This window comes from Sphingobacterium sp. ML3W, from assembly GCF_000747525.1.
Lineage (GTDB): Bacteria > Bacteroidota > Bacteroidia > Sphingobacteriales > Sphingobacteriaceae > Sphingobacterium.
The window spans coordinates 5,018,743-5,044,136 of the sequence record NZ_CP009278.1; the positions used below are offsets into that span (position 1 = coordinate 5,018,743).

Annotated in this window: 21 protein-coding genes and 1 pseudogene; 4 read left to right on the forward strand and 18 right to left on the reverse strand. The window is 38.2% G+C overall.

Annotated features, from left to right (window positions below; translation table 11 throughout):
- Positions 1-2 precede the first annotated feature (2 nt).
- The 14 genes and pseudogenes from KO02_RS21275 to KO02_RS21335 form a co-directional block, all read right to left on the reverse strand.
- Complete coding sequence (locus tag KO02_RS21275) at positions 3-1,709, reverse strand: RagB/SusD family nutrient uptake outer membrane protein (RefSeq protein WP_038701536.1); 1,707 nt, start codon at positions 1,707-1,709, stop codon at positions 3-5.
- 2 nt (positions 1,710-1,711) lie between these two features.
- A complete protein-coding gene (locus tag KO02_RS21280) occupies positions 1,712-5,227 on the reverse strand; it encodes a SusC/RagA family TonB-linked outer membrane protein (protein ID WP_200878585.1) in 3,516 nt (1,171 codons plus the stop codon).
- A 130-nt stretch (positions 5,228-5,357) separates the two neighbouring features.
- Positions 5,358-6,524: a FecR family protein gene (locus tag KO02_RS21285; RefSeq protein WP_038701538.1), complete on the reverse strand. Its 1,167-nt coding sequence runs from the start codon at positions 6,522-6,524 to the stop codon at positions 5,358-5,360.
- Positions 6,525-6,582: 58 nt separating this feature from the next.
- Positions 6,583-7,170 carry an RNA polymerase sigma factor gene (locus tag KO02_RS21290; protein WP_038701540.1) on the reverse strand — a complete coding sequence of 196 codons (588 nt, stop codon included), beginning with the start codon at positions 7,168-7,170 and terminating at the stop codon, positions 6,583-6,585.
- 329 nt (positions 7,171-7,499) lie between these two features.
- Positions 7,500-8,255, reverse strand: coding sequence for an MgtC/SapB family protein (locus tag KO02_RS21295; protein WP_051960189.1), 756 nt, complete (start codon positions 8,253-8,255; stop codon positions 7,500-7,502).
- Positions 8,256-8,822: 567 nt separating this feature from the next.
- Positions 8,823-9,071 (reverse strand): hypothetical protein, encoded by a 249-nt coding sequence (locus KO02_RS21300; protein ID WP_038701542.1) that lies wholly within the window; start codon positions 9,069-9,071, stop codon positions 8,823-8,825.
- A gap of 433 nt (positions 9,072-9,504) precedes the next feature.
- Positions 9,505-9,981, reverse strand: a pseudogene (locus KO02_RS24195) (integrase core domain-containing protein); the annotation flags it as partial.
- A gap of 108 nt (positions 9,982-10,089) precedes the next feature.
- Positions 10,090-11,172, reverse strand: a complete 1,083-nt coding sequence (locus KO02_RS21310) for a porin (protein WP_144243380.1) — start codon at positions 11,170-11,172, stop codon at positions 10,090-10,092.
- Between the two features lie 18 nt (positions 11,173-11,190).
- Entirely contained in the window at positions 11,191-11,754 is a 564-nt protein-coding gene (locus KO02_RS21315) for a K(+)-transporting ATPase subunit C (RefSeq protein WP_038701546.1), read from the reverse strand.
- Between the two features lie 24 nt (positions 11,755-11,778).
- Complete coding sequence (kdpB, locus tag KO02_RS21320) at positions 11,779-13,788, reverse strand: potassium-transporting ATPase subunit KdpB (protein WP_038701548.1); 2,010 nt, start codon at positions 13,786-13,788, stop codon at positions 11,779-11,781.
- Between the two features lie 11 nt (positions 13,789-13,799).
- Positions 13,800-15,488, reverse strand: a complete 1,689-nt coding sequence (kdpA, locus tag KO02_RS21325; protein WP_038701550.1) for a potassium-transporting ATPase subunit KdpA — start codon at positions 15,486-15,488, stop codon at positions 13,800-13,802.
- A gap of 188 nt (positions 15,489-15,676) precedes the next feature.
- On the reverse strand, positions 15,677-15,754 hold the full coding sequence (gene kdpF, locus KO02_RS24445) for a K(+)-transporting ATPase subunit F (protein WP_144243430.1): 78 nt from the start codon (positions 15,752-15,754) through the stop codon (positions 15,677-15,679).
- A complete protein-coding gene (locus KO02_RS21330; protein ID WP_038701552.1) occupies positions 15,751-16,134 on the reverse strand; it encodes a hypothetical protein in 384 nt (127 codons plus the stop codon). The genes kdpF and KO02_RS21330 overlap by 4 nt, the downstream gene beginning before the upstream one ends.
- A complete protein-coding gene (locus KO02_RS21335) occupies positions 16,134-16,493 on the reverse strand; it encodes a hypothetical protein (protein WP_038701554.1) in 360 nt (119 codons plus the stop codon). The genes KO02_RS21330 and KO02_RS21335 overlap by 1 nt, the downstream gene beginning before the upstream one ends.
- Before the next feature lie 1,537 nt (positions 16,494-18,030).
- Here KO02_RS21335 and KO02_RS21345 point away from each other — a divergent pair.
- The 3 genes from KO02_RS21345 (at position 18,031) to gldM (ending at position 20,703) form a co-directional block, all read left to right on the forward strand.
- On the forward strand, positions 18,031-18,240 hold the full coding sequence (locus KO02_RS21345) for a hypothetical protein (RefSeq protein ID WP_038701558.1): 210 nt from the start codon (positions 18,031-18,033) through the stop codon (positions 18,238-18,240).
- An 87-nt stretch (positions 18,241-18,327) separates the two neighbouring features.
- Positions 18,328-19,140 carry a gliding motility protein GldL gene (gldL, locus tag KO02_RS21350; protein ID WP_038701560.1) on the forward strand — a complete coding sequence of 271 codons (813 nt, stop codon included), beginning with the start codon at positions 18,328-18,330 and terminating at the stop codon, positions 19,138-19,140.
- A 30-nt stretch (positions 19,141-19,170) separates the two neighbouring features.
- Positions 19,171-20,703, forward strand: coding sequence for a gliding motility protein GldM (gene gldM, locus KO02_RS21355; protein WP_038701562.1), 1,533 nt, complete (start codon positions 19,171-19,173; stop codon positions 20,701-20,703).
- 189 nt (positions 20,704-20,892) lie between these two features.
- Here the strand turns inward: gldM and KO02_RS21360 are convergent, their stop codons facing one another.
- From KO02_RS21360 to KO02_RS21370, 3 genes are all read right to left on the reverse strand, one after another.
- On the reverse strand, positions 20,893-21,183 hold the full coding sequence (locus KO02_RS21360; protein WP_038703191.1) for a helix-turn-helix domain-containing protein: 291 nt from the start codon (positions 21,181-21,183) through the stop codon (positions 20,893-20,895).
- Positions 21,184-21,185: 2 nt separating this feature from the next.
- Complete coding sequence (locus tag KO02_RS21365) at positions 21,186-21,437, reverse strand: type II toxin-antitoxin system RelE/ParE family toxin (RefSeq protein WP_081918459.1); 252 nt, start codon at positions 21,435-21,437, stop codon at positions 21,186-21,188.
- Between the two features lie 287 nt (positions 21,438-21,724).
- Positions 21,725-22,915, reverse strand: a complete 1,191-nt coding sequence (locus KO02_RS21370; RefSeq protein ID WP_038701564.1) for an exo-beta-N-acetylmuramidase NamZ domain-containing protein — start codon at positions 22,913-22,915, stop codon at positions 21,725-21,727.
- 740 nt (positions 22,916-23,655) lie between these two features.
- Here KO02_RS21370 and KO02_RS21375 point away from each other — a divergent pair.
- Complete coding sequence (locus tag KO02_RS21375; RefSeq protein ID WP_038701566.1) at positions 23,656-24,630, forward strand: Fic family protein; 975 nt, start codon at positions 23,656-23,658, stop codon at positions 24,628-24,630.
- Between the two features lie 311 nt (positions 24,631-24,941).
- Here KO02_RS21375 and KO02_RS21380 read toward each other — a convergent pair whose 3' ends face one another.
- Positions 24,942-25,196, reverse strand: a complete 255-nt coding sequence (locus KO02_RS21380) for a hypothetical protein (protein ID WP_038701568.1) — start codon at positions 25,194-25,196, stop codon at positions 24,942-24,944.
- Positions 25,197-25,394 lie beyond the last annotated feature (198 nt).

Below are 25,394 nucleotides of genomic sequence, written 5' to 3' on the forward strand. Positions count from 1 at the left end.
TATTACCATCCCGGATTTTGCACATAGGCTCCTGGTTTGCCCGCAGTAAGACTGATCTGGTTCAAAGGGATTGGATCAAAATAGTATTTATCGTTCCATTTACGACCGTTCGTATAGTTGGTGTTCACAATAATTAGGGCGTTATTATCAGTCGCAATCTTACTCACATCATAACTATATTTTTTTCTCAATTCCGCAACTAGCTTCATCCCCCTCACCGTTTTTATACCTTCGATAAGTTTTCCAGCCTTCCATCTTTTGATATCATTAAATCGAAATCCCTCTCCCATCAATTCGATGCGTCGCTCTCTACGAATTTCGTAAAGTAAAGGCGTAATCGCATACCCATAATCAACCGCATGTGGATCCGCTGCAACCGTTGTTGTTAAATGAGGCATGCCTACGCGGTCACGAAGTAAATTAACACTTTTATCCAGATCCGTTTGACTTAATGTTTTATTGATTTCATACTTCGCCTCAGCATAATTCAGCAATACCTCCGCATATCTAAAAATAAAAGCATCAATATCCGATTGATTCGCGATCTCTTGAACAGGATCACTTGACCGTCCTTTGATTAACCAATATCCACTAGATGTCTGAGAAGTTCCGATCAAAGGAAGTCCATAAACAAGCGGTGCAACAGCACTCGTACCGATCCGGTAGATAAAGCCAGGACTTGCGACCGTTTGTTTATACCGCGGATCTCTGTTATCCGCTTCTTTAGCAGGTTCGGTATCATCAGTTGAATAAGAAGTCAACCCACTAGGTTTTCCGTCCTTATACAAATAAGAATCCATCAGATCCTTACTGACACCTGTATTATTTTCGTTTGCTGTACGGGTATAGCCTTGTGTCAATGTACCGATAATATAAGCCCAGTGCATGATAGACTCGGGGTTTGGTTTCAGATCTGTCTGCGTAAATAGATCTTGATAATCTTTATCGACGTTCCCCGTAGTATATAAACGGTACTTTCCATCGCTCATCAATGCCTCAGAAGCTGTTAACGATACCTGCAAGACAGGTAATGGATCGCCCAGACCATGATATTTACGAAAAGTACCTTCCCATAAGGCGATTCGTGACAATAAAGCATTCGCAATGTCCTTATTTAATCGACCGGTTTCTTCAGAACCTTTTTCAGGTAAGTTACTCACGGCATATGTTAAGTCCAATAACACTTGATCCATCACTTCGTTACGATTGTTACGAGGGCCATACAACTCAACCGAAGTATCGTCCATATCCGAAAGTACCAACGGTACATCACCAAAAGCACTTACCTTTTGCCAATAGAATAATGCTCGAAAAAAACGTACTTCCGCAGCATAGCGCTCCTTATTTGTTGATGGCACTTGCTCATAACGTTTGAGAAAATAGTTACATCTTCGAATTGGAAGCCAATCATCAGTTGCCCATCCACCTCCAGTAGAAGGGACAGAGACTGTGCCTCCCAATAAAGCATTCGAGGTAGCAGGGAGCATATTATCCGAATTATTATCGACCGAATAATTGTTCACAAATGGTAGATTATTATAAAATAAATTGGCAAACAATTTCAAATCGTTCTCCGTTTTAAAATAAGTAGGTTCACTAAACTGATTCTTAGGTAAACGATCTAAAAACCCATCATCTTTACAGCTATTCAGACTAAGCAAAAGACCTGAAGCTAGCAATATGTTCAAATATTTAAGGTTGTATTTCATGGCTAAAATGTGATTTGAGCTCCGAAGGAGATATTTTTACTTAATGGATAAGCGGTTCTGTCTAATTGCTCTGGATCAAAATTGTCGAATATCTTGGTAAAAGTGAACAAGTTTTCGCCAGAGAAAAATAAGCGGATCTTTTCGATTTTAGCCCGTTTTAAAATCAAACTTGGCACAGAATAACCGATAGTGATATTTTTGATGCGCATATAAGAAGCATCCTGCAGATAACGTGTCGAATTTTGGGTATTACCATTCCCGCCAAAACGAAGACGCGGAAAATAAGCATCTTGATTTTCTGGCGTCCAATAATCCATTTGATTCTTAGTCGGCACATCCCATTCACCGCCTCCGAATGCATAAAAATAAGTACCACCAACTACTGCATCACGACGTCCTACACCTTGCAAAAACACCGATAAATCAAAGTTTTTATAATCACCCCCTAATCGCATACCATAAGAATAGCGTGCAGTTTTATTACCGATGATACGCATATCACCCGAATTACTTAACGTATTACTACCATTATCAATTTTTTTATCTCCATTTACGTCTTCAAAGCGAACATCACCCCCAAGCCATGTACCCGAAAAAAGGCGTTCTTTATTCAATCCATCATTCGCTTCAGCATCACTTTGGTATAGTCCATTGGAAGTATACCCCCATATTTCATCGATTTGCTCACCGACATAATGCGACGTTAACTCACCTGTTGGGTTGAGGTCATATTTCGTAATCTTAGCTTTATTGTCGCTCATGTTAAAACTTACAAAATAGTTGAAGTCGTTGATTTTATTGTTGTATTTCACTTCAAACTCCCAGCCTGTTGTTTTCAGATCTGCCGCATTTCTATTGGGAGCACCAACGCCCAAAATCGCTGGCAATGGCTGTCCACCCACCAACATATCTCGGGTATCTCTGCTGTATAAGTCAAATGAACCACTCAACTTATTGTCGAGCAGGGCAAAATCTAAACCGATGTTTTTCGAAGTCACCTTTTCCCAGGTAAACAATTGGCTTACAAGTCCAGGAGCCGTAATATACGATTGTGTTGCATTACCAAAGATGTAATTGGTCGTACCATAAGGCATCGTCGCAATATAGGGGTATAGTGTACCATTAGTCGGATTGCTGTTCAAGTCAATACTTTGATTTGGCAGCGTACCATAAGAAGCCCTGATTTTTAAATCGTTGAAAGTCGGTTTCAAGAAGCTTAAAAACTCTTCATTGGAAAGGCGCCATGCGACACTCGCCGAAGGGCTAAAGACATAACGCTTATCGGCCGCAAAACGTGAAGAACCATCATGTCTACCATTAATTTCGATTAAATAACGATTGTCATAGATATAGTTAACGCGGAAGAACTGCCCTAAAAGCGCCCAATCTAACGGCACAGAGCTTACAATAGGCTTATCATCATTATTTAAATTGAGGTATGGAAAATCTTGATTCAACAGGTTTTTTGCACGTGCGCTAAAACTGCTATAAATCTTCTCTTCTCTATTATATCCAGCCATTGCTTTCAGATAATGCTTTTCAGCAAAGGTATTTTCATATTCCGCATAGATATTGATTGCTGTATAACGATCCTTTGAGTTGCTTTCCGAAACCCAAGGCACACGGTTATGTGGATAAGGTCCTACAAGATAAGCATTGGCAGGATTCGTAGGATCCATACCTGCCGGGACAGCACCATACTCATCAAAAGACTTGATATTGATCTTATTGTTATAATTATAACTGTTCCAGGTCATATCCCCTATTACCCTAAAGTTTTTAAGCGGGTGTAGGTTAAATCCGCCCGTCAACCAGACATCATCAGATTGGTAGGTTTCACGTCCGTTATACTCATTCATAGCAAAAGGATTGGTCGTATTACCTTGACCGGAATAATGACCATCCGGATGTCTAATCGGGATATTAGGTCTTAAATCTGTCGCAATACGGTCTCCATAGATACCTTCAATAGCAGCAGATCGTGCCGGTTTGTTATCTTCTTTACGGTTTAAGCGAAACTTAGCGTTCAAATCCAACCAAGAGGTTACTTTAGTCTCCAGTCCCATATTGGCATTATAGCGCTTGTATTTTTGATTGGCCGCTTTAAACAAACCTCCTTGATTTAAATAACCCAACGAAGTGTGGTATTTTATTTTCTCACTACCACCAGTCAATCCCAAATTGTGTTCGTTCATCGGGGCCCATCCAGGAAACATCTCCTCCCACCAATCGGTGTTGCCCACATAACGGTAGCGCGTAGGATTACTTGGATCAATGTATACGGCATTTTCAGGAATTGGGTTGGCCATATATGCTTTCATTTTTTCAATATCGGTATCCGTCCAAACTTCCGATCCACGAGCACCTCCCGAAAGGTTACCACTCAGATCCGCATATTTATACATATCGACATACTCCAATGAATTGACCGTCTTTGGAATAGTCGTAGGTCTTGAAAAACCTTGATTAAATGAATAATTAACACGTGTACCTGTATCATACTTCCCATTCTTGGTTGTGATCAAGACAACACCATATGCAGCACGTGCGCCATATATGGCTGCAGCAGCCGCATCTTTCAAGACAGTTACGTTCTCCACATCTTGAGGATTAAGCTGATTCGGATCCATCTGTACGCCATCTACCAAGATGAGTGGTCCACCCCCATTTAAGGAAGTATATCCTCTGATATTAAAACTTGCCCCTTCGCCTGGTCGACCATTAGAGAGGCCTATATTCAGATTGGGTACCGCTCCTTGTAAACCGGCACCGAGGTTCGTAACCATACGATTTTCAAGTACCTCTGATCCCACTGAACTGACCGCACCTGTTAAATTTACTTTTTTCTGTGTACCGTAACCAACGACGACCACTTCGTCCAATGCATCAACCTTCTCGACCATCGTGATCGTGTAGTTGTTATTTGACCCTACCGTCAATGTTTGCGGCTCAAAACCTATCAATTCCACCGTCAATACAGTCCCTACTTGAGCCGTTACCTGAAATTCACCATTCTGGTCAGTCGACATACTGCTCCCATTCTTGACCTTAATGGTCGCTCCCGCTAGTGCCCGACCTTTGCTATCGGTTACTTTTCCTGCTATACTTTTTTGTACTTCGGCAGCGCTGTTCATTTTTACCTTAGACAAAGAGGTTGCACGTTTAATAACAACAGCATTTTGTTCTATCACAAAGGAAAGTGATAGCGGTGTCAATATACTGGATAACCCCTTTTCTAGCGCTACTTTATCCAGGTTAACCTCCGCTACTCGAAGTGTGCCGATTACCCCGGCCTCACTGATCACATCGTATTTTGTTTGTTTCTTGATTTCTTTTAATATATCCGTAAGCTTCGCATTTTTTCCTTTCAAGGTCAGCAGCTGCGCATAGGTATAGGCATGAGCCTGACTCAAAGCCATGACCATGAATAATGCAATGAGTTTCATCACAATAAAAAATTTAAGGCAGGAAGAATATCTAGGATAGTCTCCCTTATCATAATTAGGTGTTAATTTCATTATATTTGATTTGTAATTAGGTTTACATTGGTCATACTTAATGGGTTGTTCAATGTAGCATATTGCATTTCGGCTAGGGCAGCCTTCAACCTGCCTTAGCTTATTATTTATATGCCAGAAAGTAACGTAATTATTTTGGCACCATATACACCCTCCTTCCTTCAATGCTATAAGCAATATGATCATTGGTCAGTTGAACCAATCTCAAGACTTTATCAATCTGCTCCGATTTAGAGATCGATCCCCATATCTGAATGGCGGCAATCTCTGGATCTACCTCCACCTGTACATCATACCAGCGCCCAACCCGAAGCATGACTTGATCCAGCCTTTCATTATTGAATATAAAATCACCATTTTTCCAGGCGATACTTTCTTCCGGATTAAAACGCTCTATCTCGACCGACTTCGGGCCATTCAAGGTCTGCTGACCCGGACTAAGCACGGTATTATAGTTCCCTTGTTTTGCGGAAACTGCTACTCTTCCCTCTAAGAGCGATACTTTAGAAATGGGCTCATCCAGGTAAGCATTCACATTAAAATGCGTCCCCAAGACCTTGATTTCTTCTTTATGAGTCTTGACGACAAAAGGTTTATGGGCATCCTTGGCAACCTCAAAATAAGCTTCACCTTGCAACTCCACAATACGTTCCTTTCCGATAAAAGCAATCGGAAACTTCACCTTTGAGGCCGCATTGAGCCAAATACGTGTTCCATCACTGAGTTTGATTTTATATTGACCACCATTGGGTGTCGCGACACTGCTTTCAATAATGTGATTAGGGTCCAATGATTCTTTTGAACGGAGTACATAATTGATCTCCCCTTCTTTTGTTTTGACGATTTCGACCCCGCTTCTACTCAAAAGAACACCATCTGCTAGCTCATCAAGATTATAAGCTAACTCATCACCCAGCTGTAGATTACCTTTATCCGATCCAGGCACAATGACACTAGCTTGGATATGACCTAGAGCTGGCTGACTACTTTTTCGTGTGTAAATGAAAGCCCCTATGCCGACAATAAGAAGAATAGAAGCTGCCCAATAAAACATTTTCTTAAAAGGAGTACTTCGGGGCAATGCAACCGGATGATTCATCCCTGTATTCTTTTGAATATCAAAATATAGGTCAGACTCCAATGAATCCAGCTTTTCGGCAGAAAAATCGGTTACAATATGGTCTTCATAGGATGAGTACCAGGTATCAAATTCTATTCTTTCCTCCTCGGAAATGGTACCAGCCAGCCATTTGTCGGCCAAATACTTCAATCGTTCGGATTTCGGTTTATACGTCATAATTCTAGGGGTCTATAATAATAAGCCCTTTGAAGCTGAGATATCCCTTAGTCCAATCTTAAAAAAATTTAAAATAACAGACCAAATGTAGAATGGTCATCATATTTAAATCGTTACGAATATGTTTTCTAGCTTTCGAAAGATGGGCCTCGACCGTTTTTTCAGAGATATCAAGTTCTTTCGCAATTTCTTTTTGACTATATTCCTTCTCAACACGCAAGCGAAATACAAGCTGACATTTTTCTGGGAGCAAACGAACGGACTGTTCCAATGATTCCATGAGTTCTTTCGTCTCGAGATAGTCAATAGTCGAATTATCGTGCTCGGACATCTCCAATAGGATCAGCTCACGATGATGATCTAAATGTCCTTGTTTAGCTATAAATTTGAGCACTTCATATTTAGTAGCGGTTGCAAAGTAGACCGCAAAATTTTTAGTCAATTCAAAAAATGGACCTTTACGCCACAGATTCAAAAAAATATTCTGAACGATCTCATACCCATCATCTTCACTTCCCAGTCGATTTTTAGCAACTAAGAATATACCCCGCCAATGACGCTTGTAGATTTCATTAAAAGCATGTTGATCCCCGTTTCGTAACAGCAGAACAAGTTGTTCTTCAGATAAAGATGTAAAATCAATCATAGGATTAGGTTAATTACGAATTGGATTCCTATAAATGTAAGCGTTCTTATAGCAAAAAACAAGGTGCCTTTTTTGGTAGACCTGCTATTGCCCACATATCATTTGCGGTTTCGAAAAACCACACCTAAACGTATCACAAGTCAGGAAGTCCCAAATAGCATTCAAATAAATAGCATAACCTTTTCCCTTGGCAGCTAAATAAGACACCCGAGCATACTCTGCTCGAACAGCATGAGCAGGTTCATGCGGTCATGGAAAATCAAACCTATAAATACTCGATATCGAGGAGGTTAAATGGCAAAACTGCCACGAATTATGTAAACCAGCTATTAATTTTCCATCGAATTACCTAAGTAAAACCAACTTGCTTCCTGAACACGTTTTACCTTAGTCAGCTCAAAAATCAGGTCCTCAATCTTCCCATCATTTTTACCCACTGTCGACAGCTTCACATTTAGGATGACGATATTCGTGTTTTCTACAGACACATTGCGCAAAACAGATCGGAGTAAATAAGTATCTGTATTTTCAATTTGATTCACAATATGACCACGAATACCCGTTTCATCTTCGATTTTACAAGCAACTTTGATTAAATAAAAAGCTTCTTGTACTTTTCTGCTCTTATAGGATTTTAATGCTCCCAACCAATCACTGAAGGGGCCCATAGCAATATGGGTAAACAAGATAGCACCCGTCACAATACTCGCCTCGACATAAAATGCCATACCGCATAATGTCCCGACAGCTGCTGAACACCAAATTGTAGCTGCAGTATTAAGACCACGTATCGTCAAGCCATCTTTCATGATGACACCTGCACCGAGAAAACCGATACCTGTCACAATCTGTGCTGCAATACGTCCTGGATCGCCACCATTGGAGCCATATAAATAGACTGACAATAGCATGTATGCTGCTGCACCTATGGAAACAAGTGCGTTGGTGCGAAGCCCTGCGCTCTTGTCGCGCCACTGACGCTCTGCTCCTATGGATAGTCCTAATCCAAATGCTATTGCTATACGGGTAACAAAATCTATGGTATCCAAATAACCAGTTTGAACAATTAAAAATTGAATATTCATGCTTACGAATTATAGCGCTAAAGTTAGCCTTTACATCTTAAATACTATACTTAATAACAATCAAATCCAGAATATATGGCCAGAAATAAAAACATTTGAAATTTTGTACAACACGATTTACCTCCCAAAATCGATGTGAATTTGTTTCTAATATTTTTTTCAACTCAGCTGTTCAACTGCTTAGAAAACCGTAATCTTTCATAAGGTAGCAAGCAGGATCTTAATTATCTTTTTACATAAGTGCATGATGTTGCTTTCAAAATTTAGTTTTACTCATTCATCCTTTTTCTATAATAAATAACTTCACCGGTCTCTGTTAACCCCTGTATAGTTAACCACACACCTTTATTGCTACTATTATTGTAGAAGATCAACTCTTTGGATGCTATTATTCAGTTTATTTTTTACTAAAAATGTATAAAAAAAGCCGACTGGACATCCAATCGGCTTTTCTATGTTTAAATAATATTTATAATTTTTCTATTTCTTGCAGCTTCTCAACGTGCCGCTTAATCTCGCCTAAATGACTTGGTTTTACTTGTTGAAAAGATTCAAATCTACTAGATCCTAATCTGGTAATTTTACTTTACCAATAAACGGATATTCATCTACCGTTTCAATAGCTTCCGAGATAGGATAACACAATTGAAAGGTATCATTAAGCTCTTCCGAAAATTGAAATAATTTTTCTTTTTTTACTTTCTCAAAAATCCAAACTGGCTCTAAAGGATTAGAATTGTACTTCGTAATTATTGCAGTATACCCATTTTTCTGAGCCTCAACAAGTCTCTGTTTTGTAATATTTGCTAATTCCATATCACACTAATATACAAAAAAGAAATTTAAGCATACTTCTGTTCCGCTCAAAAGAAGTGTTATACCGCCGTAGAAATAACCACAATATCCCTATCAATGTAGCTTTACTCCATTAATCCGGCAATTATAACCGTAAAGAAACAGACTATTCCTCTTGTAACAAAAGGCCCGTATGTCTTTAACATACGGGCCTTTTCATCATGATGTGTAAAACGGAGATCTATGATCCAATCATCCCATATTACTTGATAACTTTTACCTGCACACTCTTGACCTCTACATCTTTCGCTGACTTAAATGTCAATACATCAAAAGACTGATCAATGAAGAACAGGTTACTCAAATTCGATAAACCAATAACGTCCTCCCAAATTCTAGAGTATTCTAAAGTAGCAAAATTTGCTGTTTTGACCTGATTTTCAATAAGCATTTCAGGTGTTAAATCCCCTAAACAGCTATGGGGTCTGAAAGTGTTATATTCGTCTCTCCAGTCTTCAATTTTCCGCTTGGCAACCTCCAACGAAAGGAACCAATTGGTGTTTAAGCATTCGTCCATCACGGAAGCTTCCATTGAACGATTCAATATACGCATGATCCGTTGGTTTTCCAGGTCTTGAAAAGACAAGTTCAACTTTTTGTTCGTAGGCCCACCTATCCATTTCTTTTGAGATAAACTATTCACTCGAGTCAGTTTTTATTGAAGTTCATGATTGCTTTGCAATTCAGACCCATTATCCACTTGAACTTTCTTTGGTTTGGTTCCTTTAAACAACCTCAATTCTTCCAGAACTTCTACAACCTGATAACCTTTTATACTCTGCCCAACATGGATTGCCATACATTTACGACTATAATTATCCACTATAGTTAAGCAGCGGATTTTCTTCCCGTCGAACAGTGCGTCTGCCACTACCACGAAGTAGCAGCGAAGCAAAGTCCATAAAATATATTTGCCATTATAACTTTACAAATTCCCCTTACAAATATTGTAAAGGGGAATTGTTATAAATAGAATTATTTAGAACCGTATGGCCAACGAAGTTATCGCCATTGCGTTGTCTTTTTTCATATCCCCATCTCTGTTTAGAAAAACCGCATCTTTACTGTCCAAGCTTTTCATTTCGGTACGCCAAACCAAATTAGGTAAAATTTGATAGTCCACATTCAACGAAGCACCAAAAGTCTGAAAGCCATTTTCTGTTCTTGGTGAAATAATCACCTCATTTTTATCATGATAATATTCACCTCTTGCCGCGATAATTACCTTTTCTGATAGCGCATATTTGGCAATAATTACCGGTGTGTACCATGTATTATAACCGCTACTGCCATTTTCTTTTTGTTGTGCTCCAATATCAAATCCTGCAACTATTGCAAGTTTACTACTCCATTCAAATTGCCCATAAAGGTTATGAAAATAACGCATTTTCTTTTGTCCATCTGGCATATCATTTCCAATAAATGAGCTACTGTTTAAAGTGATTTTTTCGCTTGGACGAAATGTTAATTGATGCCCAAAAGCAGGTGTACTATTACCTTCTACTCTTTGAATTCTTTGCCAACCGTTTAAAACCAAAACAGCCAAATCCCATTTTTCGTTAGCTGAGCTATATGATAATTTTGCACCAGTTTCAAAATAAGGCGAATTCTCAGCCATCATACTTCTGGTTAATGTATAGCAATCCGTTCCAATAGCATTTTCAAAACCAATATGAGAAGGTAAAATTCCCGCATCTAACCACAAATTATGACGCTTTGATAGTTTTACACCAATATTGGCTTCATAAATGTTTTTTAAAACACCTTCTTCGGCTGCGTAATTGGCATTCATATAAGAACCTACACCAACACCAAAATTAGCTCTTACATTTTTGGTTTCGTAGGCCGCTTTTATCAAACCTAAATTTAAACTTACTTCGTTATTTCTATTATGGCTGTACACTAATGTCGGTCTAGCATTACTTTTTGGGTTGTTAAAATCTTGCTGATAATACACCTCTGCATACCCACTGATCGTTAATGCTTTCTTTTCTGTTTCCTGCGCCAATACACGTCCTGTTAATCCCAGCACTATAGTGAAGTACATTATGATTTTTTTCATTTTTTTATTTATTAAACATCAATTATTTAATTCATCTAATGCAACATTCAATTTTAAGACATTTATTTTTTCTGGGCCGAACAATCCTATCAGCGGTTTTTCCGTTTGTTGCGCTATCAATTCGATAAGTTTAGCTTCATCGATATTTCTAATTTTGGAAATTCTTTTTACCTGAACTTTGGCAGCTTGTACAGAGCAATTTGGATCTAAACCACTACCACTTGCCGTAACCAAATCCACAGGGATTTCGGATTTTTTTATTGCAGGATTGTGTACTAAAAAAGTATCAATCCGGGCCTGCACTTCCTTAAGATATTCCTCATTAGAGGGGCCTTTATTGCTGGCTCCAGAGCCAGAAGCATTATAATCAACGGCAGAAGGACGTGACCAAAAGTACTTATCTTCTGTAAAAGACTGACCTATATTAGCATACTGCTTGTTTCCTTTGTGTTCCATAATTTCTCCTTTTCCTGAATTAGGAGAAAACTGTGCAATACCCCAAACGGCAAATGGATATATGACCGTAAAAAAAAGCATCATTATACCGGTGAGTTTAATTGCAGGCAAAATATATTGTTTCATTATTTTATTTTTATGTATGAATGATTAAAAGAAAATGGATATCGCCATATCTATAATTTTAATTCCAACAAACGGAACTAAAACACCTCCGAGACCAAATATCAAAAGGTTCCGACGAAGCAATGCACTGGCACCTATAGGTTTGTAAGCGACACCTTTGAGTGCTAAAGGAATCAGCATCGGAATAATAATGGCATTGAAAATAACAGCAGACAAAATTGCTGTTTCCGGACTGTGTAACTTCATAATATTCAAAGCCTGTAAAGCTGGAATTGCTGTGATAAACAAAGCCGGAATAATGGCGAAGTATTTAGCCACATCATTGGCAATACTAAATGTGGTAAGTGTTCCGCGCGTCATCAAAAGTTGCTTGCCAATTTCAACGATTTCTATAAGTTTGGTAGGGTCGTTATCTAAATCTACCATATTGCCTGCCTCTTTGGCTGCTTGTGTTCCACTGTTCATTGCTACACCTACATTAGCCTGAGCCAAAGCTGGTGCATCATTGGTTCCGTCGCCCATCATAGCGACTAGTCTGCCTGCATCTTGTTCTTTCTTGATATAGTTCATCTTATCTTCAGGTTTTGCTTCTGCGATAAAATCATCTACTCCAGCTTTTTCAGCAATAAATTTTGCTGTTAACGGATTATCTCCCGTTACCATTACCGTTTTGATACCCATTTTACGAAGGCGTTCAAATCGTTCATGAATACCTGGTTTAATGATATCTTGTAATTCTATAACACCTAAAGCAATCTCGTTTTCCGAAACTACCAATGGTGTTCCACCGTTTTGTGAAATAACCTTGACTTTTTCTTCTACTTCAACAGGAAATATGTTTCCTGCCTGAATTACTAAATTTTTAATCGCATCTGTTGCTCCTTTACGAATTCGTTTTTGGCTAAAATCGATTCCAGAACTACGTGTTTCTGCTGTAAATTTTATAAACTTAGGATTATTGACCTCATAGCTCAGCGGATTAATACCTGCCAATTCTATAATAGACTTACCTTCGGGTGTTTCATCAGACATTGAACTCAGAACAGCAGCTTTAATCAATCTCTTTTCATCAATTCCATCAGCTGTATAAAAATGTGTTGCTTTACGATTTCCGATAGTGATTGTTCCTGTTTTATCAAGCAACAATACGTCAATATCTCCCGCTGTCTCTACAGCTTTCCCACTTTTAGTAATTACGTTGGCTCTCAAAGCTCTATCCATTCCGGCAATACCAATAGCTGAAAGCAAACCACCAATAGTAGTTGGTATCAAACAAACAAAGAGCGCGATATAGGATGCGATCGTGATGTTTACATTGGCGTAATCAGCAAACGGTTTCAGGGTAACACAAACGATTACAAATACTAATGTAAAGCCAGCTAATAAAATCGTCAATGCGATTTCGTTAGGTGTTTTTTGCCTAGAAGCTCCTTCTACCAATGCAATCATTTTATCTAAGAAACTTTGGCCCGGTTCGGTGGTTACTTTTACTACAATTTTATCCGATAACACTTTAGTACCACCAGTTACCGAACTTTTATCACCACCAGATTCTCTAATTACAGGAGCTGACTCCCCAGTAATCGCACTTTCATCAATGGTAGCCAAACCTTCGATAATTTCACCATCAGATGGAATGAGGTCTCCTGCTTCGCAAACGAAAATATCTCCTTTTTTCAATTGGGCGGACGATATAGTTTGGCCATTCTGTAATCTTGCGGGAGTTTCTTCTCTCGTTTTACGTAAGCTATCTGCTTGAGCTTTTCCTCGAGCTTCTGCAATTGCTTCTGCAAAATTGGCAAACAGTAAAGTCAATAATAAAACGATAAAAACCATAAAGTTATACCCAAAGCTACCTTGATTGTGTACACCCATCAGGGTCCATAGAGAAACAAATAACATAACTAATGTTCCTATCCAAACTGTAAACATTACGGGATTTCGAAACATTGTTTTCGGATTAAGTTTCACAAAAGACTGTATCAAGGCCTCCTGAATCATATCTTTTTGAAACAATGATGTATTCTTGCTCATTTCTAATTTTTTTAATAAAGTGAAAAATATTCAGCTATAGGTCCTAAAGCCAATACCGGAAAGAATGCCAAAGCGGCAATAATAGCTATTACTACAAAAATAATTAACCCAAACGTTACGGTATCTGTTTTCAATGTTCCGTCGCCTTCAGGGATGTATTTCTTTCGTGCCAATAATCCTGCAATTGCTACTGGGCCAATAATAGGTAAGAATCGAGAAAGAATGAGTACAAATCCTGTACTGATATTCCACCAAAGTGTGTTATCTCCTAATCCTTCAAAACCACTACCATTGTTTGCCGATGATGACGTATATTCATAAAGCATTTCACTTAAACCGTGGAATCCAGGGTTATTTAGGGATTCTGTTGTATATTGTGGTAGTGAGGTAGCCAATGCTGTTCCTACTAAAATCAAGAAGGGATGCAGTAATGCAATAATCATTGCAATTTTCATTTCCCGGGCTTCCACTTTTTTGCCTAAAAATTCTGGTGTTCTTCCTACCATTAATCCGCTGATAAATACAGCTAGTATAATGAAAACAAAGAAATTTAAAATTCCAACACCCACACCTCCATAAAAAGAGTTGATCATCATAGCTAGCAGCTCGTTCATGCCTGACAATGGCATAGTACTATCATGCATTGAATTGACCGACCCTGTTGATATTACAGTGGTCACAATACTCCAAAACCCAGATGCTGGTGCTCCTATTCTTATTTCCTTCCCCTCCATTGCCCCTAGAGAAATGTCTATCCCCATTGCTTCAATTGCCGGGTTACCGCTCATTTCCATATTGATATTTGGTAGAGCAAGCATTAAGAAGCCAGCTGTCATTACGCCAAATATCATCCATGATAATTTTCTTCTTTTTATAAAATATCCGAATGCAAATATCATTGCTAATGGCACAATAAGCTGTGCTATCATTTCAACCATATTAGATAGGTAAGTGGGATTTTCAAATGGGTGTGCCGAGTTTACACCAAAGAATCCACCACCATTTGTCCCTACATGTTTAATAGAGACAAAAGCTGCGGCCGGTCCTCTGGAAACTTCTACCGTATCTCCTTGCAAAGTGATAATTGTATCCTTTCCTTCAAATGTCATTGGCGTTCCCTGGAAAGTCAAGATAATAGCTACAATAAACGACACAGGCAATAAGATTCGGGTACAAGACTTTACAAAATAATTATAGAAATTGCCCAAATAAGTTGCTGATTTATCCCTAAATGCTCTAAATACCACTACCGCAGCAGCCATTCCTGTTCCAGCACTTACAAATTGTAAGAACATCAACCAGAATTGGCCCAGATAACTCAGCCCCGATTCACCAGAATAGTGCTGCAGGTTGCAGTTTACCACGAAAGAAATGGTAGTATTAAATGCCAAATCTGCAGACATGCTTGGATTGTTGTCTGGATTTAATGGTAAACTTCCTTGAGTCATCAATATGAGCACACCTAGCAGGAACCAAACCATATTGATGGTTAATAATGCTGCCATCTGTTGTTTCCATGTCATTTCTATTTGCGGATTTATACCGCTGATTCTATAGAAAAATCTTTCCAAAGGGCTAAAGATATTGTCTAGAAGCATTTTTTCGCCAGCATAAACTTTTGCAATGTATTTCCCGAACGGTATTGCTAACAATATCGAGAGGGTGAACATTACTATAATTCCTAAAATTTCTGTATTCATTTTTTTTAATTAAATATGGTTTTAAACATCTATCCGAACGGACTGACCAATGCCAATACAATCAGGAATACCAAAGCAATTCGGTTTACATTTTTCATTTATTATCTTTTTCATTTGTTGTATTTATGTTATTAGAATCTTTACTTTAATACATCAAATAGATAATTTGAGATAAAAAAGAGTATGTTTTAAAATTTCTCTGGTTTGAGCAATACGTAGCAGATGTAAACAAATACACCTATAGCTATTATGAATAATGCTGTCATAGACTTATTTTTTGTATTAAACAATTTGTATTCTGAAGCTGGTAAACATTCTTTAAGTTCTTAGGAATGGATTGATACATATAAATCCATTGTTCTGCGGTACATCGCTTTTTCATTCCTTCAAAAGAGCGAACGAACAAATTCTCAATGATATACCTTACATATTCATTTCCCCTTCTGTATAGCCAACCGATAAGCTTAAGCTTTAACCCAATTTTCTCTATCTGTCCTGTGGAAAGTAACAGATTAATATGGTTGACGATTGCCTGAAATACGCCTGCAAAATTTTTATGGGCAGACAATTTATGTATTTCCTCTTTAATTTCCACATACTGAATTTCTAAGTAATCGCTTGCCTTTTTCTCGTTTATTCTTTCCATTAGTTCTCTAAAATTGTTTTTATATATCCTTTTCTTAATTCAACAGGAAATAGCTCCAAATGCTTTTTAAGGCTCCCTGGACTTTCTTCAAAAGACAATGCCGTTAAAAACTCATTTTCAATCGCATTTCGTGTATATTGGTTACCTTCCTGATAGAGAAGGTTAACCACCTTTGCAATTTCCTGTACACGCTCCATTTCGGTTACCGAGCCTGAGTAAATTTTTTGAAGACATATATCTACCAACCTGTTAAGTATTAGATCGTTTGCTACTGTATCTTCTTCATGTTCAATCTTCGCAATAGGATCAGCAGCTTCAGGAGTCCATTGACGAATGGTATTGATGATTTTTGTTTTCATTTTCCGATTAGATTTTTTCAAAGAAATCAATTGACTTAAAAAACAGACCAAAGCAGGCTAAACCTGCCAATACTAAAATTATTGTTATCATTTTTTTTAAAAATTTATGATTATACCACACTTATTTATTTCATAATTGCTCCGAAAATCAATACCAATACAGAAAGCAACAACGGGATGATTTAAGTCAATTTGAAAACGAAGGAGGTCTTTATGAGGTTTCCATTTTATGTTTTGTTGTTTCATTTTAAATACTATTTGTTATCTTAAATGCCAAATGGCATACCGCTATTAAAACAAAACACACAAAACACTTACAATCAACCACATATAACTTACTCATGCTTTATAACAAACAAAAACCGCTATCAAAATGATAGGGTTCTTCTCATAATGAGTAGATTATAATCATGGTTTATATTAGTCTATTGTGCGATATGGTGTAACATGGAATTGCTACATTTGGGCAGACAGAGAGTTAATTATATATCTTAACAAAAATTATGTCACGAGAAAGAAAAGCATACCCGAAGGAGTTTAAACCGATGAGTGTTGAACTGAGTAATACCCGGAGTGATATTGGTGCCTTGTCCAAATAATTGGACATAAAACCCTCGTTATTATACATTTGACGAAAAGAGTTTTCTAAAAGGTAGACCTCCAGCTTCCCCGGTAACGGAAAATTAATTTTGAGCGCAGCGGAACAAGAACTAGCTCAATTAAAAAAAGAGCTTCGGGAAACGCAAATGGAACGCGATATTTTAAACTATCTCGATACGTGATATATGGGACGTATCAAAAAAGGCTGTAGGCATTTTCTCCAAGAACGACAGTAAATATTCGGGTTCATAAAGAATCACCGTTCGATGTTTCCTGTCGGGAAAGTGTGTTATGTGTTTAAAGTCAGCAGATGTGAATTTTACACTTGGTTGAACAGAGCCAATGCCAGCATTAAAGCAGATGTAATTGGATAAAATTTAGTTACGAAAAAAGGTTTAGTAATCTTTCTTTTCATAATCTTATGATATAATTGTGTTTGGTTTATATTATGACTTGAAGTCATTGTGACACAAACTACGGAAAAAAAATCAAATAAAAAGACCCTAATAAACGCAATCGATTGTGTTTATTTTTATTTTGACAAAAAGGAGGTTTAGGTATTTCATCCTTGGACCTTCTATTAGGAAGGATACCCATTTGGACCAGCTCACTTTTAGAGTACCCAAGAACAGGTGATATGGCTATGTTCACGATTCTTCCTACACCAAGTCCACCTATCACCATAAGACGAGGCAAATTTCAATTTTTACCGGTGCATTTTTATAACATATTTTCCTACTCAAAGATTAGGCATTTTTCTATCTTTCAGAGTTGTTATGCTACTAATGGTGAAAAAAATAGTTATTTTTGGCATGACAATTACATTACAATTTATGGACAACAGGCTCAGGGACGTTTTTTTTTCAATTAGTGCGCATCGGATTATGGAACAAGGGATCACTCTATTCCTTATCCTGAAGAAAAGGATGCCGACTGGATGATGGATGAAATCTGGTATTCCGAAAATTTTGGCCAGCATGATGCTCGTTTCGAGGGTGGTAAGACTTCAGTTATTTCCGTACATCCTGAAGGGGGCCATAGACTATGGGCCAATTTTAAACGTTACTTTAAGTATGCACCGCAAGAAGTGCTTCTATTTCCTATCGTACATACCTATTCAAAATTTTTAGGCATCGATAAGGATTAGCTATAAATAGCAACGCATAATATAAAACAAACAATATTCAACTTTTGTTAATCAATCAACTTTCTATACATACAAGCAATTAAAACTATGAGCAAAAGAAAAGACAATTCAAGATGGCTAAATGTCGCTATTTCTTGGGGGGCGAGTATCGTCATCATCGGGGTACTATTCAAAATATTACACATAGGAGGTTCCTATGCCAACTACATGATCGGTATTGGTCTAGGCGTAGAGGCATTTCTCTTCTTCCTGATGGGATTCAATCCTCCTCCGCAAGAACCAGATTGGAGTCGTGTTTATCCGGAATTGGACGATAATTTTACAGGTGAGCGCCCTGTCCGTGGCGCAGCAGTTGTCAACCAACAAGCAGGTCCATCAGCAACTGTAGCGTTAGATAAAATGTTTGCTGATGCAAATATAGAACCCGCATCGATTGAAAATCTAGGTAGAGGCTTACGTGACTTTAGTGAAAAGATGTCAGCCATCAATAAGATTTCAGATGTATCGCTGGCGACAGAAGATTTCACTCAAAAGCTAAAATTGGCGACTTCAAAATTCGACCACATGAGCCAAGCGTTTGAAAAAGCATCTGCTAATTTGGTTCAAATGTCCAACTCTTCAGCCGATACGACAAGTTACCATGATCAGGTTCAAAAACTGACCGGCAATTTGCAACAGTTGAACGGGATGTACGAGCGTGAGCTTCAAGACTCTGCTTCACACCTCAAATCCATGAATCAGTTTTATGAAAATTTAAGTTATACGATGCAAAACTTCAACGAATCTTTGGACGATTCCAAGGCATTTAAAGAAGAAGTGGGCAAGCTTGCAAAAAACCTAAACGCATTGAATGCGATTTATGGCAATATGTTAAGTGCCATGAACCAACCTCGAGTATAATTCATCCTTGTATAATTTAATTCAACAAAAATGGCATTAGGAAGAGAAACTCCAAGACAAAGAATGATTAGCATTCTTTATCTGGTATTACTGGCGCTACTGGCGCTGAATGTACCCGATACCATCTTGGATGCATTTAAAAACATCAACAATAGCCTGGAAACTTCCCGGTCGAATGTCAACAATGCGGTGCAGCAATTGTTTACGTCATTTGAAAACACCAAACTGAAGGAAGAACCAGCACGCGCAAAGCCGATATACGATAAAGCAAAACAGGCACAGGCCATCATTGGCGACCTGAATACCTATATCAATAGCCTGAAAGAGGAATTGTCCAAACAAGGTGGCGGTTACGACAGCGAAACCGGAGATCTAGTGATGCGGGAGAACGAAGACATCTCTCCGAACCTCATGATCAACGAGAAAAAGGGCCTTGTTCTGAAAGACAAGATCAATGAAACCCGCACCAAACTGCTTACACTTCTAGGCCCTGAAGGACAAAAAAGCGTTTCCTTTTCGCTTGATGCATCGGATCCTGAAAAAGCATTAAATGGGAAGAAAACCTGGGAAGAAATCAATTTCGGTAATGGTACGCCGCTAACGGCAGCGATGACCATCCTTACAAAAATACAGACAGACGCACAAAATGCGGAATCAGATGTTGTAAAATTGATCTTGGGTAAAATGGATCAAGCAATTGTTAACCTGGATAAGTTTGCGGCAGTTGCGGTTGCCCCAACTTCGTATTTAGTACAAGGACAACCCTATAAAGCTGAAGTATTCTTAACCGCATCCGACTCAAAGTCACAACCAGCGATCAGTGTGAATGGATCGGCATTACAAATTGTCGACGGTAAAGGAGTCTACACGGTACCAACGAATAAAGAAGGTATATTTTCTTGGACAGGAGTTGTACAGGTCAAACAAACTGATGGCTCTATGAAAGAGTATCGTACGACCACACAGACCTATCAGGTAGCGCGGCCATCGGCGGTGGTATCACCAGACAAGATGAATGTCTTGTATATCGGTGTAGACAATCCACTTTCAGTTTCGGCTGCAGGTACGCCTACAGATAAAGTAAAAGTGAACATAACAGGCGGTAGCCTTTCAGGTTCGGGCGGTAAATATAACGCACGAGTTTCATCACCAGGAACAGCACGTATCACTATTGCTGCTGAAGTAGCACCAGGAAAAATGCAGACGTTGAGTACGACCGAATTCCGTGTAAAACGCATTCCAGATCCTATCGCTAAGTTTGCAGGTAAAACAGGCGGTAATATGGCAACTGTAGCCCTTAAAGCTCAAAATGCCGTATTTGCCACTCTGGAGAACTTTGATTTTGACGCTAAATTTAAGGTTACCAAATTTACGATGATATTGGCTAAGCCCCGCGCTGATGCCGTTGTCTTATCGACCTCTGGCAACCAATTGAGCTCAAGTATGGCATCAGCGCTGAACGCCATCGTACCCGGCACACGTGTTATATTCGATAACATCGTCGCTGTAGGTCCTGATGGCACATCGCGACAACTGAATGCAATCGCATTGACAGCGAACTAATTTAGTTCATCCAATTCGTTTCTAATTTGATAGTATCATATGATACTATCAAATTAGAAACGAATTCAAAAAAAGCGTGTAACGGTAAAACAGTTACACGCTTTTTTATTATATTGCACGTATATTTAAATCTCAGTTTCACGAATCAAATGAACTGGGCACATCGATAAACGCTGTATCGAATTTATGCTAAAGTTCTATAGAAATTTTGACTTTACCACCTAAGCCCTTTTCTACAATATCAAATAACGTCTTAAGAGTAAGATTACTTCCATTATTTTCAATTTTAGAAATATACTCCCGCTTCTTATCCACCAACTCAGCGAGTTCTAATTGCGTTAGATGCTTTTCCTCACGTGCCTTTTTTAGTAATAAACCAATCTGAAATGATGAAAAATCTCTTTCAAGTTCATCTCTTCTTTCTGTCCCGACCTCACCGTAAACTGCATCTTTTATCTCTTTCCAACTTTTAGTTTCCATACTCATTTACTCAAAACAACTAACTTATCTCCATCGAAAAAACAAAATACTCGCCAAATATTTGTACCAAGCTGAATACGCGCTTCATAAAGTCCTTCAGTTCCAACCAAATGCTTCAAATAATTAGACGGAACACGTTCGAGAGTTTCAATAGCTTCAATAATTTTAAAGATCTTATCTTGAACCTTCTGTGGTTGCTCCAACAAAAAATCCTCAAAATAGTTTTTAAAAGCAATTACTTCTCTGACTTTCATAAACAAAGGTAATTTAAAAGTTACTATTTTGCAAATCGTAATATAATGCAAATAAACGCTCGCATCATAATAACAAAGAATTCCTTACTTCTATTTTGAGTTTGCTAACGTCTCATCAGCATATTTCCCCATCAACTGAATGCAATCGCATTGACAGCGAACTAATATAAAAGAGGACCTAAAAAAAGCCTTCGCAATGCATTGAGAAGGCTTTTTTTAGGATACGTATTTCAATTTTTACAATGGCGAATTTCAATCCTACACATTAACTTCCTAACCTGCTAAACTTATTGATAAATTAAATATTTCTTTCTCATCGCTTTATAGGTCTCCAGGCCTGGTGCCCAGCTTTTACGAATTTCATCTGCAGACATCCCCTCATTAATGGCCTCCCGTAGCGCAGGTCCACCCGCTAACTTATCAAATACCACAATTTCTTTACTTTGCTTGGCATCAAAAAATATTTTTTTATTCGGATAGTTCTGATACGTCTCGATCAACCAAGAAAGGTCAATCTGCTTTGATGCTCTTAATTTTTGTAGATCAACAGTTCTTAAGTCCAAGCCATAGCACAGTTCATTCAGGTGAATTGGTGTCGCACTCATATTTGGGATGCTGACTGGCGTAAACGTAAAGTCATATTTCCCCTTTAATTCAGGAGCACCAATAACGGTGAATGGAAACAATGTGCCTCGCCCTTCACTGAGCACCGTACCTTCAAATAAGCAAGTCGAGGGGTATAACAAAACAGCCTGATAGGTATTGATATTCGGAGACATATTTACAGGTGGTATATATTCCATCTCATGGCTATAGTTTGCTACGGGAACAATCTTGATGTTACATTGAACACCATTTGCGAGCCATCCTTCTCCATTGATCATCTGCGCATATTCCCCGACCGTCATACCATGGGTGACGGGCACAGGGTGCATGCCGATTCCCGATTTATACGCCATATCCAATATTGGTCCATCGATAAAGTATCCGTTGGGGTTTGGTCGATCTAGAATCAAAAGTTCTTTTCCCTGTTCCGCACAAGCTTCCATGACGCGATGCATCGTCGCGATATACGTAAAATAGCGAACACCAATATCTTGAATATCAAAAATCATCAGATCGACATCTGCCAACATCTCTTTTGTGGGTTTATTGGTCTTGCCGTATAAAGAAACTATTTTAACACCTGTCGCTGGATCAATGGCATCCGTAACTTTTACCCCCGCGCCTACGTCACCACGAAAACCATGTTCCGGGCCAAAAACTTTGACAATATTAACACCAAGTGCAATCAGGCTATCCACACTGGATTCATCTCCGATTCGTGATGTAGGATTAACCACCATCCCAATTCTTTTTCCTTTCAAATAACTGATATATTCGGATGTTTGATCAGCGCCTGTACGGATTTGTGCAACAAGAGGATAGGTGAGTAACAGGACGATGCAAAAGCTGAAGATAATTTTAACTGTTTTCATATTTATGAGATCATCCACATAACCCGACTTTCTTTTAAATCTTTATTTGGTATAATGAGGTTATATGGGGTTTATAATCATGTAAATAGGAATGTAATTGTCATTCCTTTTCTTCTGTAAGAATAAGCATAAAAAATAAAATACGCAAGAAAACGCAAATTAATTATATAAAACATCAGATTAGTTACAAAATATACATAACACGCTATTTTATAACACACTCAATCACCATCATTTTTGATGGATATCAAACTATAGCTTTCAAGAATAGCATAAAAACGCAAATATTAAAACGATTTTTGTGAGGCGATAGTCCTAAGCCAACGGATAGCGCCTCCTCCTCCATCTACCAAGTACCCTACTCAGCACAACACTGACACAGGTCCCCACTATAGCTGTCAATACTGTCTGCAAGACATCACCCAATGAAATCGAGGCCCATATCGAACAGAGACTACCACCCAGCGTACCTATCCGCAGATCGTTAAACTTCAACCTGCACCTCCTTGTCATTTGTCGTAAGCATAGGCGATGATAATCCTTTATTTGCAGGTAAAACAGTTACACCCTTTATTACTTTACTACACGTATATTTAAATATACGTTTTCACGCATTAAATTAATTTGGCACATCGATAAACGCTGTATCGAATTTATGCTAAAGTGCTATCATTTATTCCATTAAAAAGGAATCTTAAGAACTGATATTATCAAATAACTTATATCTTTGATAATATCATATGATACTATCAAGCATGAAGCCACCATATACGTTAACGGACAATATTTTAGCATTAGTTGCTTCTATTTCCGAAAAAATAGGAGAAATTAACGCTTTTCAATTATATAAACCCGCAGCAGAATTAAGAAAGAAAAATAGAATTAAAACAATTCAATCTTCTTTGGAAATTGAGGGTAATACATTGACAGAGGAGCAAATTACGGCTCTTCTGGACAATAAAAGAGTTATTGCTCCTCAAAAAGATATTTTAGAAGTTCAGAATGCTATAAAAGTGTATGAACAACTCAATCAATTCAATCCATACAAATTAAAAGATCTAGAAAAAGCTCACTCGGTTTTAATGAATGGATTGATTGATAATGCGGGTAAATTAAGGACAACGACTGTCGGAATCGTAAAAGGTTCCAAAGTAGAACATATCGCACCAAGTGGGACCATGGTCAAAGCTTTGATGAAAGATCTATTCCATTATCTTAAAAAAGACAAGGATTTAATCCTAATCAAAAGTTGTGTATTTCATTACGAATTTGAGTTTATCCATCCATTTTTAGACGGAAACGGAAGAATGGGCAGATTGTGGCAAACTTTGATTCTCATACAACAATATCCAGTTTTTGAATATTTACCTGTCGAATCCCTTGTAAAACAAAAACAAACTGAATATTATAACAAATTAAGTGAGTCCGACAAAAAGGGAAATTCTACACCTTTTATCGAATTTATGCTTGCCATCATTTTAGAGTCTTTAAACGGACTTTTACAATCTCAATCCGTAAAACTTTATACAGAAGACAGGATACGCTTATTTAAAGAAAAAATAGGCAAAAACAAATTCAGTAGAAAAGACTATTTGCAAAATTTTAAAAACATTTCTGCACCGACCGCAAGTCGAGATTTAAAATGGGCTATTGAACTAGACCTATTGACTAAATTTGGAGAATTAAGATTAACAGAATATCAGTTTAAGCAATAAAACTACATGCTGTTTTGAGTTAGCTAAAGCTTCATCAGGATATTTCGCTACAAATGGGATTTTCAATAGCACTAACTGCGAACTAATATAAAAAATAGTACATAAAAAAAAGGCCCTCTCAGCAAATTGAGAAGGCCTTTTCCACACACTCCTGCTAGCGCCTCCTCCTCCATCTGCCCAGTACCCTACTCACCACAACACTGACACAGGTCCCCACTATAGCTGTCAATACTGTCTGCAAGACATCCCCCAATGAAATCGAGGCCCATATCGAACAGAGACTACCACCCAGCGTACCTATCCGCAGATCGTTAAGTTTCATCCTGCACCTCCTTGTCATTTATCTTGCGCGTAGTCAACGGTGATCCATTAGCGGTTTTCGATTGATTTTCAGCAGCATCTCCACGTTGCTCAGCTTTATCACCGGGTTGCTCCAGCACCATCTCGATCACGCCTAGCCCCAGTCCGATATATTTCAGAATATGCATCACCTTACTCGGTAATTTCACAGGAGCCATTAAGACAACCTGTACTATATTGCTTATTTTATTGATCCATTTTTTCATTTGTATAAAAGTTAAGAAAGTAACAAAAGTGACCAGTAAGAAGTAACAAGTACTTACCACTCTATCACACCTTACAGCTTTACTAATCACTTCGTCACTCATTACTATGTCACTTCGTCACTCATTACTATGTCACTCCGTTACTAATCACGATGTCACTCCGTTACTAATCACGATGTCACTCCGTTACTAATCACG